General features: G+C 69.7%; 15 protein-coding genes and 1 pseudogene. 6 read left to right on the top strand and 10 right to left on the bottom strand.

All coding sequences use genetic code 11. From position 1 onward, the window contains the following. Positions 1 to 415: 415 nt before the first annotated feature. Positions 416 to 604, top strand: coding sequence for a hypothetical protein (locus ACWEV3_RS36310; protein WP_452618234.1), 189 nt, complete (start codon positions 416 to 418; stop codon positions 602 to 604). 10 nt (positions 605 to 614) lie between these two features. Here the strand turns inward: ACWEV3_RS36310 and ACWEV3_RS36305 are convergent, their stop codons facing one another. After that, positions 615 to 1,154 (bottom strand): TetR/AcrR family transcriptional regulator, encoded by a 540-nt coding sequence (locus ACWEV3_RS36305; RefSeq protein ID WP_452618233.1) that lies wholly within the window; start codon positions 1,152 to 1,154, stop codon positions 615 to 617. 133 nt (positions 1,155 to 1,287) lie between these two features. Here ACWEV3_RS36305 and ACWEV3_RS36300 point away from each other — a divergent pair. Continuing rightward, positions 1,288 to 2,070, top strand: a pseudogene (locus ACWEV3_RS36300) (SDR family oxidoreductase). Between the two features lie 86 nt (positions 2,071 to 2,156). Here ACWEV3_RS36300 and nucS read toward each other — a convergent pair. After that, positions 2,157 to 2,816 (bottom strand): endonuclease NucS, encoded by a 660-nt coding sequence (gene nucS, locus ACWEV3_RS36295; protein WP_132493184.1) that lies wholly within the window; start codon positions 2,814 to 2,816, stop codon positions 2,157 to 2,159. A gap of 99 nt (positions 2,817 to 2,915) precedes the next feature. Here nucS and ACWEV3_RS36290 point away from each other — a divergent pair, with 99 nt between their 5' ends. Continuing rightward, a complete protein-coding gene (locus tag ACWEV3_RS36290) occupies positions 2,916 to 4,328 on the top strand; it encodes an amino acid permease (protein WP_452618232.1) in 1,413 nt (470 codons plus the stop codon). 113 nt (positions 4,329 to 4,441) lie between these two features. Here the strand turns inward: ACWEV3_RS36290 and ACWEV3_RS36285 are convergent, their stop codons facing one another. Further along, on the bottom strand, positions 4,442 to 6,073 hold the full coding sequence (locus ACWEV3_RS36285) for a glycoside hydrolase family 13 protein (RefSeq protein WP_452618231.1): 1,632 nt from the start codon (positions 6,071 to 6,073) through the stop codon (positions 4,442 to 4,444). A gap of 409 nt (positions 6,074 to 6,482) precedes the next feature. On the opposite strand from ACWEV3_RS36285, the gene ACWEV3_RS36280 reads away from it, so the two are divergent. Both ACWEV3_RS36280 and ACWEV3_RS36275 read left to right on the top strand, forming a co-directional pair. Next, positions 6,483 to 7,838 carry a DUF222 domain-containing protein gene (locus tag ACWEV3_RS36280; protein ID WP_452618230.1) on the top strand — a complete coding sequence of 452 codons (1,356 nt, stop codon included), beginning with the start codon at positions 6,483 to 6,485 and terminating at the stop codon, positions 7,836 to 7,838. 39 nt (positions 7,839 to 7,877) lie between these two features. Beyond that, positions 7,878 to 8,417 carry an NUDIX domain-containing protein gene (locus tag ACWEV3_RS36275; protein WP_452618229.1) on the top strand — a complete coding sequence of 180 codons (540 nt, stop codon included), beginning with the start codon at positions 7,878 to 7,880 and terminating at the stop codon, positions 8,415 to 8,417. A gap of 18 nt (positions 8,418 to 8,435) precedes the next feature. Here the strand turns inward: ACWEV3_RS36275 and ACWEV3_RS36270 are convergent, their stop codons facing one another. From ACWEV3_RS36270 to murA, 6 genes are all read right to left on the bottom strand, one after another. Continuing rightward, positions 8,436 to 8,759, bottom strand: coding sequence for a putative quinol monooxygenase (locus tag ACWEV3_RS36270; protein WP_452618228.1), 324 nt, complete (start codon positions 8,757 to 8,759; stop codon positions 8,436 to 8,438). 65 nt (positions 8,760 to 8,824) lie between these two features. Next, positions 8,825 to 9,589, bottom strand: coding sequence for an ectoine/hydroxyectoine ABC transporter ATP-binding protein EhuA (gene ehuA, locus ACWEV3_RS36265; RefSeq protein WP_452618237.1), 765 nt, complete (start codon positions 9,587 to 9,589; stop codon positions 8,825 to 8,827). Between the two features lie 13 nt (positions 9,590 to 9,602). Further along, the gene (gene ehuD / locus ACWEV3_RS36260) at positions 9,603 to 10,253 is read right to left on the bottom strand and encodes an ectoine/hydroxyectoine ABC transporter permease subunit EhuD (protein ID WP_132493179.1); all 651 of its coding nucleotides are present in this window, start codon (positions 10,251 to 10,253) and stop codon (positions 9,603 to 9,605) included. Further along, positions 10,254 to 10,967, bottom strand: coding sequence for an ectoine/hydroxyectoine ABC transporter permease subunit EhuC (gene ehuC / locus ACWEV3_RS36255; RefSeq protein ID WP_132493178.1), 714 nt, complete (start codon positions 10,965 to 10,967; stop codon positions 10,254 to 10,256). Between the two features lie 20 nt (positions 10,968 to 10,987). Next, positions 10,988 to 11,881, bottom strand: a complete 894-nt coding sequence (gene ehuB / locus ACWEV3_RS36250; protein WP_452618227.1) for an ectoine/hydroxyectoine ABC transporter substrate-binding protein EhuB — start codon at positions 11,879 to 11,881, stop codon at positions 10,988 to 10,990. A gap of 69 nt (positions 11,882 to 11,950) precedes the next feature. After that, complete coding sequence (gene murA, locus ACWEV3_RS36245) at positions 11,951 to 13,207, bottom strand: UDP-N-acetylglucosamine 1-carboxyvinyltransferase (RefSeq protein WP_132493176.1); 1,257 nt, start codon at positions 13,205 to 13,207, stop codon at positions 11,951 to 11,953. 158 nt (positions 13,208 to 13,365) lie between these two features. Between murA and ACWEV3_RS36240 the strand changes: the two genes are divergently transcribed. Further along, positions 13,366 to 13,938 (top strand): cob(I)yrinic acid a,c-diamide adenosyltransferase, encoded by a 573-nt coding sequence (locus ACWEV3_RS36240; RefSeq protein WP_452618226.1) that lies wholly within the window; start codon positions 13,366 to 13,368, stop codon positions 13,936 to 13,938. Here ACWEV3_RS36240 and ACWEV3_RS36235 read toward each other — a convergent pair. Next, a complete protein-coding gene (locus ACWEV3_RS36235; RefSeq protein WP_452618225.1) occupies positions 13,935 to 14,405 on the bottom strand; it encodes a GNAT family N-acetyltransferase in 471 nt (156 codons plus the stop codon). The two genes, ACWEV3_RS36240 and ACWEV3_RS36235, sit on opposite strands and share 4 nt — an antisense overlap. Positions 14,406 to 14,423 lie beyond the last annotated feature (18 nt).

Genomic DNA, 14,423 nt, shown 5'->3' with positions numbered 1-14,423 from the left:
CGCACGCCGCGCCAGATACCCGATACCCAGCACGAAAACGAAGTACAACGCCAACAACGCGAAATCCACCGCGTTGGCATCCAGCAGCTGACCCTTGGCTAGGAACACCGCCACGCCACCTCCAGACCCAACAAAGTCGAACGACAACCACCACACTTGCGACAGCAGCCGGACAGTACCGCACAGTGGGGCGGATCACATCGCTCCGATATCATTTCGTTGGAACTCGACACTAAATCGATCAGGCGATTCCCGCCGGACGGGCGGCCCGTTCGCGCGCCTCGTGGCACACGGGGCGTGACGAGCCGCGCGACCCGGCACGGCCATGCGAGTGATATGCGAAAATCCGCTCCCCGCAACGGAATGTGACCGGTACCGTCACTGTTGGCACATGCGCAGCGACGGGGGTGGAGCTGTGAACGCCCGGATCGATCTGGCGATCATCGACGGACTGGCGACGGACCCGAACGACCGGCCCGCGAACGACGCACAACGCGTCCGCGACCGGCCGGAGCAGTTCTGGCGGAACCTCGCCCGGCTGCTGACCCCGTGGACCACCACGCGGCTGCGGCCGTGCTGCCACGGCAAGTCGGACCGCAGCTGACGCGAATCCGCTACGCGCCAACGCCTTTCAGCAGGGTATCCACGACGAGCGCGGCCATCTCGTCGGTGTCGGCGCCCGCCTTGCCCTGCTCGGCGGCCTCGTGGATCAGCGCGTAGTAAACCCGCCGCACCCACTCCAGGTCGACGTCCGCGCGCAGCACGCCGGCGTCCCTGGCGCGTTCCATCAGCCCGATGCAGGCCCGCCGCACCTCGTCGTGGATGCGCGCGACCTCGCCGGCGACCGCCCGGCTCATCGCGAAGCCCCAGTCGACCTTCACCCGCAACACGTTCGCGGTGACCTGGTGCAGCGCGACCAGCGGCGGCGCACCGGCCGGGCGCGCGGCCTCGACCGCGTCGCGGAACTGCTCGGCCGCCCAGGTGGTCATCGCCTCCACCAGCGCCTCCCGGCTGGCGAAGCGCCGGTGCACCGTCGTGCGCGCGACCCCGGCCGCCTCGGCGATCTGCCCCATCGACGCCGCCGGGTCCTCGCGGAGCACGCGTTCGGCCGCCTCCAGGATCCCCAGCGCGGTCCGCTCGGAGTCCGCACGCATCGCTCGCGCCACAACCACCTCCCAGAACCACCGAAACACTACACGGGAGTACTAGTTCGCCAGTTACTTGCGACATCTATGTCGCATCTATATCGTCTGCCGCATCACCATTGATGCAACAGGGAGTCGGAGCATGGACCTGAAGTTGACCGGGAAGACCGCGCTCGTGACGGGCGCCAGCCGCGGCATCGGGCTGGCGGTCGTGTCCGCGCTCGCCTCCGAAGGCGTGCGGGTCGTCGCCGCGGCGCGCACGATCACGCCGGAACTCGCCGCGACCGGCGCGATCGGCCGCACCGCCGACCTGTCCACACCGGACGGCCCGGCGAACCTCGTCGAACAGGCCCTCTCCGACGTGGGCGAACTGGACCTGCTCGTCAACAACGTCGGAGGCGGCGACGGCGGGCTGCTCGGCGGCCTCGCCGACCTGACCGAAGACGAGTGGCAGCAGACCTTCGACCTGAACTTCTTCAGCGCGGTCCGCACCACCCGCGCGGCACTGCCGAGCCTGCTGCGCCGCCGCGGCTCGATCATCAACATCTCGTCGATCGGCGCCCGGGTGCCGCACTCCGGACCGATGCCCTACACCATCGCAAAGGCGGCGCTGACCGCCTTCGGCAAGGCGCTCGCCGCGGAGGTCGGACCGCAGGGCGTGCGGGTCAACACCGTCTCCCCCGGCCCGGTGCGCACGGCGATGTGGGAAGCGGCGGACGGGCACGGCGCGGCGATGGCCTAAGCGATGGGAGTCCCCCTCGACCACCTGCTCGCCCAGCTCCCCGCCGAAGCGGGCATGACCACCGGCCGGCTCGTCGAACCGGCGGAGGTCGCCGCGCTGGTCGCCTTCCTGGCGTCCCCGCACGCGGCGAGCACCGCGGGCGCCGACCACCTCGTCGACGGCAACGCGATCAAAACCGCCTGATCAAGGCCGCTTCGCTCCTGGCGAGCATGGGAACCTTCCTGTCACCCGCGGGCCGACAACGCCCGCGGGTGCCCCGGAAAGGTTGATCAGAACAGCCGGTACTCGTCCGGTTCGATGCCGCGCAGCTGGTCGTAGTCCAGCACCACGCAGCGGATCCCGCGGTCCTCGGCCAGGGTGCGGGCCTGCGGCTTGATCTGCTGCGCCGCGAACACCCCGGCCACCGGCGCCAGCAGGGGATCCCGGTTCAGCAGCTCCAGGTAGCGGGTCAGCTGCTCGACGCCGTCGATCTCGCCGCGCCGCTTGATCTCGACCGCCACGCTCGCCCCGGCGGCGTCCCGGCACATCAGGTCCACCGGGCCGATCGCGGTCGGGTACTCGCGGCGCACCAGCGACCAGCCGTCGCCGAGGGTCGTGACGTGCGCGGCGAGCAACTCCTGCAGGTGCGCCTCGACGCCGTCCTTGACCAGTCCCGGCTCCACCCCCAGCTCGTGCTTGGAGTCGTGCAGCACCTCTTCGATGCTGATCACCAGCTTCTCGCCGGCCTTGTTCTGCACGGTCCACACGCCGGGATCCTCGATCAGCCAGCACGGCGGGCTCATCCAGTTCAACGGCTTGTAGGCGCGGTCGTCGGAGTGGACCGACACCGACCCATCGGCCTTGACCAGCAGCAGGCGCTGCGCCATGGGCAGGTGCGCGGTGAGCCGGCCGACGTAATCCACCTGGCAGCGGGCAATGACAAGTCGCACCCGGCACAGAGTACGGGCGTCGATCCAGAAGTCGAGCACCCCCGGGGCACACCGGGCCGGACCTCGTTCTTCCCGCTGAGCGAGATACCGTTACGCCCCGTGTCCTTCGCCCGAACCCTGCTGCGCGTCAAACCCGCCGAGCAACTCGCCGACGACGGCTCGCACTCCCAGCTGCGCCGGACCCTCGGCCTGGTACCGCTCGTGGCGCTGTCGGTCGGCGCGACCCTCGGCACCGGGATCTTCGTGGTGCTCGCCGAAGCCGCGCCCGCCGCCGGTCCCGCCGTGGTCGTCTCGTTCGTACTGGCCGGCGTGGCCGCGCTCTGCTCCGCGCTGTCCTACGCCGAACTCGCGGGCAGCGTGCCGGTGTCCGGCTCGGCCTACTCCTACACCTACGCCACGCTCGGCGAGCTCGTCGCCTGGATCTGCGGCTGGTGCTTGCTGCTGGAGTACGGGGTATCGGTCGCCGCGGTCGCGGTCGGCTGGGGCGGCTACCTGAACGAGTTCCTGCAGGGCACCATCGGCGTCACCATCCCCGAGATCTTCGCCGCGCCGCCCGGCGACGGCGGCGTGTTCAACTTCCCGGCCGCGCTGATCGTCCTGCTCGCCATGGGCGTCCTGCTGCTGGGCGTGCGGGAGAGCGCCCGAGCCACCACGATCACCACCCTGCTCAAGATCGCGGTGCTGGTGTTCTTCTTCGCCGTGGCGATCACGGCGTTCCGCTCCGAGAACATGACGCCGTTCGCCCCGGCCGGATTCGCCGGCATCTCCGTGGGCGCCTCGGCGGTGTTCTTCTCGTTCATCGGCTTCGACGCGGCGTCCACCGCCGGCGAGGAAGCCCGCAACCCGGCCCGCGACCTGCCCCGCGCGATCATCCTGTCGCTGGCCATCGTCACCGCCATCTACGTGCTGGTCGCCTTCGCCGCCGTCGGCGCGGTGGGCGTCGGCGCGCTCGGCGAATCCGACGCCTCGCTGGCCGCCGCACTGCGCATCGTGACCGGCCAGGGCTGGCCCTCGGTGGTGCTCGCGTTCGGCGCGGTCGTCGCCATCGCCTCGGTCGTGCTGACCGTGCTGTACGGGCAGACCCGGATCCTGGTGTCGATGTCCCGCGACGGCCTGATGCCGGGAATGCTGTCCAAGGTGAACCGGCGCGCGGTGCCCGCCCGGAACACCGTGGTGGTCGGCACCGTGGTGGCGCTGCTCGCCGCCGTCGTGCCGCTCAACCAGCTCGCCGAGGCCACCAGCATCGGCACCCTGGTCGCGTTCGGCCTGGTCAACATCGGTGTCCTGGTGCTCCGCCGCACCCGGCCCGACCTGCCGCGCAGCTTCCGCACCCCGCTGATGCCGGTGGTGCCGCTGCTCGGCCTCGCCCTGTGCGTGTACCTGATCTTCGGCCTCGACGCGGTCACCTGGGTGACCTTCGCGATCTGGTCGGCGATCGGCCTGGTGGTGTACTTCGGCTACGGCCGCCGCAGGTCCCGGCTCAACGAGCGCAACACCGAAGCCGCGAAGTGAGCATGGGAACCTTCCTGTCACTCCCGGCGCGCCGAAGCCGTGGTTCGGGTGACAGGAAGGTTCCCATGCACCAGCCCCGGCCCTGCGGTGACAGGAAAGTTCCCATGCTTTCGTCAGGGCTGGCGTAGCCACGCGGTGGTGTCGGCGGGGAGGAAACCCGCTTCGAGCGGGGCGCTGGCCAGCAGGACCTCCCCCGGCGGGAGCGGGACGGCCGCAGGGCCGGTGTTGACCAGGACCAGGACGTCGCTGCCTCGCCGGAACGCCAGGACGTCACCGGCGTCGTGGCGGTCGTCCCAGCCGAACCTCTCATCGCCGCTGAACCCGCGCCGAAGCCGCAGCGCGGCGCGGTATAGCTCCAGCATCGAGCCGGGGTCACCGCGCTGCGCCTCCACCGAGTAGCCGCCCCAGCCGGCGGGTTGCGGGAGCCACGGCGGCGCGTCGCCGAACCCGAAGGACACCCCGCCTCGGGTCCACGGCAGCGGCACCCGGCAGCCGTCGCGCCCCCTCACCTTGTGCCGGGAACGCACCCACTTCGGGTCCCGCAGGACCTCCGCGGGCAAGTCCGCGACCTCCGGCAGCCCGAGCTCCTCGCCCTGGTACAGGTACGCGGAGCCGGGCAACGCCAGCGCGAACATGATCGCCGCGCGCGCCCGCCTGGTGCCCAACTCCAGGTCCGCGGGCGGCTCGGTTCCGCCCGACGCCAGCCAGACCCGCAGGTCGACGTCGGCGGGCAGTCCCAGCGCGGACACCTGCCGCACCACGTCGTGGTTGGCCAGCACCCAGGTCGCCACGGTTCCCACCGACGATGCTCCCGCGATCGACCCCGCCACGATCCGCCGGTACTCCGACGCCCGCCAGCGCACCCGCAGGAACTCGAAGTCGAAGGCCTGCTGCAGCTCGCCAGGCCTGATGTAGCGGACCCGCCGGTCGCTGCGCGCCCACACCTCGGCCACCCCTACCAGCGGCGGGTCGAACTCGTGGAACACCCGGTTCCACTCGCGGTACACGTCGTGCACCTCGGGCCGGTCCAGGAACGGGTGGTCGGGGTTGGCGGCGAAGTCGTCCAGCCCGGTGCTGCCCTCCCCGCCGACGACCTCCCGCAACGGCTCGCGCAGGTCCTTGACCAGCGCCGCGGCCACGTCCACCCGGAAACCGTCGACACCGCGGCGCCCCCAGAACCGCAGGATGTCCAGGAACTCGGCGCGCACCTCCGGATTCGACCAGTTGAGGTCGGGCTGCTCGGGGGCGAACAGGTGCAGGTACCACTGGCCGTCCGCCACACGCGTCCAGGCGCTGCCGCCGAACCGCGACTCCCAGCCGCTCGGCGGACGCGTCCCGCCCGGCCCCCTGCCGTCGCGGAAGACGTACCGGTCGCGCTCCGGCGAACCGGGCCCGGCCGCCAGGGCCTGCCGGAACCACTCGTGCCGGTCCGAGGTGTGGTTCGGCACGAGGTCGATCAGCACCCGGATGCCGAGCCCGTGCGCGGTGGCCACCATCCGGTCGAAGTCCCGCAGGGTGCCCAGGCTCGGGTCGATGCCGCGGTGGTCGGTGATGTCGTAGCCGCCGTCGACCCACCTCGACGGGTAGCAGGGCGTCAACCAGAGCGCATCCACGCCCAGCCAGGCGAGGTGGTCCAACTTGGACGTCAGCCCCGGGAGATCGCCGATCCCGTCGGCGTTCGAGTCGGCGAAGCTGCGGGGGTAGATCTGGTACGTCACCGCGCTTCGCCACCAGGGGTGGGGCACTCGGGCTCGCTCCTCTTGGCTCGGTTCGTGGTTCGAGGTTCTCAGCTTGAGGTTCGGTTCGCCGGGTTTGAGGTTGGGGCTTTTGGAGGTTCGGTGCGTTTTGGGGCCATCCCCGCGATGGGTGGATTGTTGGGGCTGGTGGGGGTTGGTTTCGGGGGTTCCGTTACAGGGGTCCGGCCGTTGTGAGGATGAGGCGATTTCGCGGATATCGACCCTTCAGGAACCGGGCGCCATGGCACGCACGGCCGATGGCGGCGCGGGCTTGGTGGTGGATGGGGTCGCCTTCGGCGTGTCGTGACCGTTTCCCTTGACATGGAACCGTTTTCGCGACCTGTGGCGGGGCGTTTCACCTGATCAAGCGACCATAAAAAACGTGCGAACGCGTGTTCGAGTGCGGGACAATTGTGGCATGACACCGCTGCTGAACACCCCTGATGCGACCAGGGACCTTGCTGGTCCGTGGTCGGCGGTGTCCTGCACCGACACCGAACTCGCCACCCGCATCCAAGAACTGGAGAAGGAGATGCGGGTGCTGATGTGGGAACAGCTGCAGTACATTGCCGAGGCCGACCATCGGGCCATTCACGCCGAGACCACCGCCCGATCGCTGCAAGTCTGGTTGCAGGGACTGCTCAACATCGACCCTCGCGACGCGAAAACCCGCGTCACAGTCGCCCGCAACGTCGAAGACCGGCAAACCTTCCACGGCGAGCTCATGTCACCTGACCTCCCTGACACCGCCGCCGCCCTGGCCGAAGGCGCGATCGGACTGGAACACGCGCGCGTCATCGCCAACGGCATCCGCCGTTTGCCCGAGTACGCGCGCTGCCACCAGGTCGCCGAGGTCGAATCAACGCTTGCCGGGTATGCGCGGACGATGCCGCCGAGGGAACTGGAGAAACTCGCCGAACGCATCCGCTACCTGTTGGACCAGGACGGCGCCTACCGCGACGAGGAAGCCCAGCACGAAGCACGGGAGTTGTACTACGGCACCACCCGGGACGGCATGACCGTCATCAAAGCGAAACTGGACCGGGAGATAGGGGCGAAATTCGCCGCGTTGATCGAGCCCCTCGCCGCACCTCGACCCGAGATCGACGGGGAGAAAGACCCCCGCACGGCCGGGCAGCGGAATGCCGATGGGTTCGCGGCGTTGCTGGATCTGGCGCTGGACCATGACGGGATGCCGCGCACCGGTGGGCAGCGGCCGCAGATGACGATTGCGATCGACTTCGATGATTTGAAGCGGGGCTTGGAGGTCATCGGTGAGGACGGTATGCCCGGCACGCTGAACACCGAGCGTGCTATCACCGCCCACAACGCCCGCCGCATCGCCTGTGACGCCGAAATCCTGCCGATCGTGCTTGGTGGTGACAGTCTGCCGTTGGATGTCGGCAGGGCGAAACGAACCGCACCCACCCACATTCGAACCGCGTTGCTCCGGCGCGATGGCGTGTGCGCCTTCCCCGGATGCGACCGGCCGCCGGGGACACCCGAAGCGCACCACGTCCAGCACTGGGTCGACGGTGGTGCGACCGACGTGGACAACATGGTGATGCTCTGCGCACACCACCACCGCACGCTCCACAACCAACGCTGGGACATCACCATGCGCGACGGGAGGCCCGAGTTCATCCCACCATCCACAGTGGACCCCAGACGAACACCCAGACCAGGCGGCAGAGCACTGCCCGCCCAACACCGCGCGATCGTTGACCGGCACCTGGCGTCGTCGCGTGGTCAGACGAGCGCGCCCTCTGGTTGATCCGGGCCGCTGGGGTCCTGCGTGCGGCATCATGGGCTCATGCAGCAGACGAGCAGCCGCGAGGTTTACGCCAACTCGTGGATGACCGTCCGCGAGGACGGCATTCGCCGGGCCGATGGCTCGGACGGGATCTACGGCGTGATCGACAAGCCCAACTACGCCTTGGTGATCCCGCTCGACGGCGATCGGCTCCACCTCGTGGAGCAGTTCCGCTACCCGTTGGGCTTGCGGCGTTGGGAATTCCCGCAGGGCACCGCTCCGGACCGGCTCGATGTCGCGCCCACCGAACTGGCCGCGCGGGAGCTGCGCGAGGAAACCGGTCTGCGGGCCGAGAAGCTCGTCGACATCGGCGTCCTCGATGTGGCTCCCGGGCTCACCAGCCAGCGAGGCCGGGCGTTCCTGGCCACCGGGCTCACCTCCGGCGAGCACGAGCGCGAGCTGGAGGAGCAGGACATGCGTGCCGCCTGGTTCTCCCGGACCGAGTTCGAGGCGATGATCGCCGCAGGCGAGATCACCGATGCGCAGTCGATCGCCGCCTACACCCTGCTTCTCCTGCACGAACGCCGGACCCCGGCCTGACCTGCCGCCGGTCGGGCGTCACAGCCCCACGCCGCCGAGCGTGGTCAGGTCGATGCGTTCCGGTGGCTTCGCCAGCATTCCCAGCACCGCTTCGATGCTGACCGGGCCGGTGGTGTTGGCCGCTGCCGCCAGCGCGGCGTCCGCGCTCGCCTCGTCCGCCCACGCCTCGACCACCCGGACCGTGTCCGGGTGGCCGGAATCCTGGCTGATGACGTAGAGCTCGCAGCCGGGCACCTGCCGGAGACCCTCCGCGACCTGCAGCATCGCAGCCGCGAGGTCACCGCCTTTGCCCGGCTTCGCGGTGAAGGCCATCAATCGGCCGACCTTCGTCGACGTGGTCATCCGCGTCCTCCCGACTGCTCCGGAACCTGCTGCGGACCTTAACCGCCGGTTCCGACAGGTACCGGTCAGGCCTCGTCGAGCACCGATCGCAGGAACGCCCGGGTGCGCTCCTGCTCCGGATTCTCGAACAGCTCGGCGGGCGGCTTGTCCTCGACGATCTTGCCCGCGTCGAACATCAGCACCCGGTGCGAGACGTCGCGGGCGAACTTCATCGCGTGCGTCACGCACAGCATCGTGATGTCGCTGGTGCGCGCCAGATCTCGCAGCACGTCCAGCACCTCGGCGGCCAGCTCCGGGTCCAGGGCCGAGGTGATCTCGTCCAGCAGCAGCACGTCCGGGCTCATCGCCAGCGCTCGCGCGATCGCCACCCGCTGCTGCTGGCCGCCGGAAAGCTGCGTGGGATAGGCGTCGATCTTGTCCGCCAGGCCCACCACGTCCAGCAGTTCCCGCGCCCGGCGCTCGGCGTCCTCAGTGGACCGGCCGAGCACGTGGACCGGTGCTTCGGTGATGTTGCGCAGCACCCGCATGTTCGGGAACAGGTTGAACTGCTGGAACACCATGCCGATCCGCCTGCGCACCTTCCTCAGGTGCTTCTCGTCGGCGGGCACCAGCCGCCCTCCCCGCGGCACGTGGGTCAGGCAGTCCTCGCCGACGTGGATGGTGCCGCCGTCGACCCGTTCCAGCGTCATCAGCAGCCGCAGGATCGTCGTCTTGCCCGATCCGCTGGGCCCGATCAGCGTGACCCGCTCGCCCGGCCGCACCGCGAAGTCCAGCTCGTCCAGCACCACGTTGTCGCCGAACCGCTTGACCACGCGGTCGAACCGGATCATGTCGTGGCCCGCATCAGATCCCGACACGGCTCTCCAACCTCCGCACCAGCAGCGACGACGGGTAGCTGAGCAGCAGGAAGCAGATGCCCGCCAAGGTCAGCGGCTCGACGTACCGGTAGGCCTCCGCCCCGGCTTCCTGCGCCGCTCCCACCAGGTCGAGCACCCCGATCGCCAGCAGCAGCGGCGTTTCCTTGAACATCGAGATCGTGTAGTTGCCCAGCGCCGGCAGCACCCGCGGGATCGCTTGCGGCAGGATCACGCTCGTCCACACCCGGCGAGTGGGCAGGCTCAACGCCGTCGCCGCCTCCCATTGGCCTCGCGGTACGCCCTCGATCCCGGCTCGGTAGACCTCCGCGGTGTAGCAGGCGTAGTGCACGCCGAGGCCGATCACGCCTGTGGTCAGCGAGGAGAACCTCACGCCGATTCCGGGCAGCACGTTGAACAGGAAGTACAGCTGCACCAGCAGCGGCGTGCTTCGGACGAACTCGATGAGCACCCAGACCGCCCCGCTGACCAGCCGGATCCGGGATCGCCGCAGCAGCGCCAGGACGAGGCCGAGCGCGAAGGCCACGATCGAACCCAGCAGCGTCGCCTCGAACGTCACCACCAGGCCGCGCAGGATGTCCGGGATGATCCGTCCGGTGAACTCCCAGTCCCAGATCAACTAGACCGCCCCGCCTTCGGCTCGGCCGAGCGCCTTCGACGGTGCGACGGGCTCGCGGCCGACGGCCGCCGCGGCCCGCTTCTCCAGCGCCCGCATCACCGCCGTGATCAGCAGCGCCAGCACCAGGTACAGCGCCAGCATCAGCAGGTAGATCAGCGCGGTCTGGCCGGTGAAGTTCGGTTCGAGGACGTCCCGGCCCTGGTAGGTGATGTCGTGCACGAAGATCAGCGACAGCAGCGCGCTGCTCTTCAGCAGCTGGATGAACAGGTTGTTGAACGGCGGGATCATCTCCACCACCGCCTGCGGCAGGATCACCCGCCACATCCGCTGAGCCGGGCCGAAGCTCAGCGCGACCGCGCACTCGTGCTGTTCCTTCGGCACCGCCCGCACCGCGCCCCGCACGATCTCGCCGCCGTACGCACCGTGGTTCAGGCCGAGCACGAGGATGCCCGCCCACAGGGGCAGCAGCTCGAAGCCGACCAGCAGCGGCAGCGCGAAGAAGATCCAGAACAGCTGCACCACTTCGGATGTGCCGCGCCAGACTTCGACGTAACTGCGGGCGATGACGCGCACCCACCGCCACGGCGACAGCATGCCGAGGCCGGCCGCGAACGACAGCACGACGCACAGCGCGATGCCGCACAGCGTCGCGATCACCGTCGCAGGCACACCTTGCAGCAGGACCGAGAGGAAGTGCGAGACGTTCCCGGACATGTCGCCTCCCGTCGCCGGGATCAGCTACCGGCGCACAACGCCTCCGTGGTCACGTCGGCCGGCGGCAGGTTGTCGCTGGTGAAGCCGAACGGCTCGGTGATGCGCACCCATTCGCCGCTGTCGTGCAGCTTCTTCAGCTCGATGTTGAACGCGTCGCGCAGCGCGGTGTCCGGCGAGCGGAACACGAACGCGCCCGCCTGCACCTCGGCCTTGCCGTTGATCACCGGCGTGAAGCCCTTGGTGACCTCGACCTGCGCGCCCGGGTTCTTCTTCACCACGTCGTTGAGCGAGATGTTGGTCAACGCGGCGCAGTAGGCGCGCTTGTTGAGGACCGCCTGCAGCAGCGCGTTCTGCGTGTCGAAGACCTGCACCTGCGAGTCGGGCACGCCCAGCCGCTGCGCGTAGTCCTTCTCCACCGCCCCGCTGAGCACCGCGAGCTGCAGCTTCTTCCTCGTCACGTCTTCGAACGTGGCAACGCCCTCCGGGTTACCCCTGGGCACCAGGAACGCGGTCGGCGCCAGGTAGTCCGGGATCGAGAACGCCGCGTTCTTGCAGCGTTCCGGGGTGATGAACATGCCCGCCGCGACCACGCTGAACTTGCCCGCGTTCAGCGCCGGGATCAACTGGTTGAAGTCGACCTGCGACGCCTGCACCTCGTTGACGCCCAAGCCGCGGAACACCGCGCGCGCCACCTCCGGCGCCTCGCCGGTGACCCGGCCGGCCGCGTCGGTGAAGCCGTAGGGCGCCTCGCCCGCGATGCCGACCTGGATGGTGCCGGAGCTGCGGGCCGCTTCGAGCGGATCACCGCCTGCCCCGCCCCCGCCGGTGCGCGCACACCCGCCCAGCACGAGTGCGCCCGCCGCGGCGCAGGAGCCCTTCAGGAAATCTCTTCGCGTCCACCCGCTGCTCGCCATGACCATCGCCCCTTCAACGCGGGAGCAGGGTCCTCGCCCATGGTCACGCCCGAAGGGGTGAACCGCAGCTCAGTCGGTCACGCGTTCGATCTCAGCGCCGAGGCCGCGCAGGTTCTCCACGAAGTTCGGGTAGCCGCGGTCGATGTGGAACACGTCCCACACCTCGGTCGAACCGTCCGCGCACAGCCCGGCGAGCACCAGGCCCACCCCGGCGCGGATGTCGGTCGCCCACACCGGGGCGCTGGACAGCCGCTCCAAGCCGCGCACCACCGCGTGGTGCCCGTCGGTTCGGGCGTCGGCGCCCATCCGGACCAGCTCCTCGATGAAGCGGAACCTGGACTCGAACAGGTTCTCGGTGATCATCGAGGTGCCGTCGGCGACCGCCGACAACGCCAGCGCCATCGGCTGCAGGTCCGTCGGGAAACCCGGGTACGGCAGCGTCACGAAGTCCACCGCGTGCGGACGGCCGTGCATCACCACGCGGAAGCTCTCCTCGGACGTGGTGACCTCCGCCCCTGCGCTGCGCAGCTTCTCCAGCACCAGGTTCACGTGCCGCGGATCGACACCGCGCACCATGATGTCGCCGCGGGTCGCAGCGGCGGCGAACGCCCAGGTCGCGCCGACGATCCGGTCCCCGATCACGCGGTGCTCGACCGCCTTGAGCGAGGAAACCCCGTGCACCGTCAGCGTGGAGGTGCCGGCGCCTTCGATCTTTGCGCCCATCTGCTGCAGCATCACGCAGAGGTCGACGATCTCCGGCTCCCGCGCCGCGTTGTCGATCACGGTGGTGCCTTCGGCCAGCACGGCGGCCATCAGGATGTTCTCGGTCGCGCCCACGCTGGGGAAGTCCAGCCAGATCTGCGCGCCGCGCAGGTTCTCCGCCTCGGCCACCACCGCGCCGTGCTCGATGTGGCTGGTCGCACCGAGCTGCCGCAGCCCGTTCTGGTGCATGTCCAGCGGGCGGGAACCGATCGCGTCGCCGCCGGGCAGCGTCACGACGGCACGGCGGCACCGGGCGACCAGCGGCCCCAGCACGCACACCGACGCGCGCAGCTTGCCCATCGACGGGGAAATGGCCTCGTGGCTGATCGCCGCCGGAGTCGTGATGTGCACGGTGCCGCCGTCGATCGACACCTCGCAACCGAGGCTGCGCAGCACGTCGGCCATCAGCGGAACGTCGAGGATCTCCGGGCAGTTGACGATCGTCGTCGTGCCCTCCGCCAGCAGTGCCGCGGCCATCAGCTTCAGCACGCTGTTCTTCGCCCCGACGACGTCGACCTCGCCGACGAGGCGGGCCCCGCCGTGTACCCGGAAGTGCTCACTCACGAGCATCGAGGTTACGGCCCACCCCCCACCGCCATCGGAGCGGGTTGCATCGAGCGAGCATGGGAACCTTCCTGTCACTCCAGCCCCGCAGGACTGGAGCATGGGAACCTTCCTGTCACGCCCGACGGGGCACGGCCGCCTCCGCCTAGGCTGACGGCATGGCTGTCCACCTGACGAAGATCTACACGCGGGCCGGCGACTCGGGCACGACGCGGTTGTCGGACAACTCCAAGGTGCACAAGACCGATCCGCGGCTCATCGCCTACGCGGACGTGGACGAGACGAACTCCGTGCTCGGCGTGGCGTTGGCCACCGCGCAGCTCTCCGACGACGTCGTCGAGGTGCTGCGGGCGGTGCAGAACGACCTCTTCGACGTGGGCGCGGACCTCTCCACCCCGGTCGCCGAAAGCCCGAAGTACCCGCCGCTGCGCATCACCCAGGCCTACGTCGACCGCCTCGAAGGCTGGTGCGACGAGTTCAACGCGCGCCTGGGCAAACTGGACTCCTTCATCCTCCCCGGCGGCACCCCCGGCGGCGCGCTGCTGCACCAGGCCCGGTGCGTGGCCCGGCGCGCCGAGCGGTCCGCGTGGGCGCTGCAGGAAGCCGACGGCGAGCGCACCTCGCCGCTGCCCGCCAAGTACCTGAACCGGCTCTCGGATCTGCTGTTCATCCTCGCCCGGGTGGCGAACCCGGACGGCGACGTGCTCTGGCGCCCGGGCGGCAACGCCTAGAGATCCTTGCCGAAGCACCTGCTCAGCGGGTCGTCGCGGTACACCCCGAACTTCTCGATCTCGGTGTAGCCGGAGGAGGTGTAGAGGCCGATCGCCTCCGGCTGCCGGATGCCGGTCTCCAGCACGATGCGCTTGCGGCCGGCCAGCGCGGCGGTGTTCTCCAGTTCGGCGAGCATCCGCCGCGCCAACCCGTTCCCGCGCGCATCGGGAGCGATGTACATCCGCTTGAGCTCGGCGTCGCCGTCCCGGAAACCGGGCCCGTCGCCGGCCTGGACCCGCCACCCGCCGGAGGCGACCGCGCGGGCGTCGACGTAGCCGAGCAGGAACAGGCCACCGGGCGACCGGAACTCGACGGGGTCCACCGGCGTCAGGTCTTCCTCGCCGTAGCGCACGACGTACTCCCGCTGGAGCTCGTCGATCAACCTCTTGGCGTCGGGGTGGTCGTACTCGACCGGCTCGATGCGCATTCCCGCAGCTTAGAGCCC

It is taken from the genome of Saccharopolyspora sp. NPDC003752, from assembly GCF_053605825.1.
Note: the sequence above shows the minus strand (reverse complement) of the source record. Positions and strands in the feature narration are given on the sequence as shown.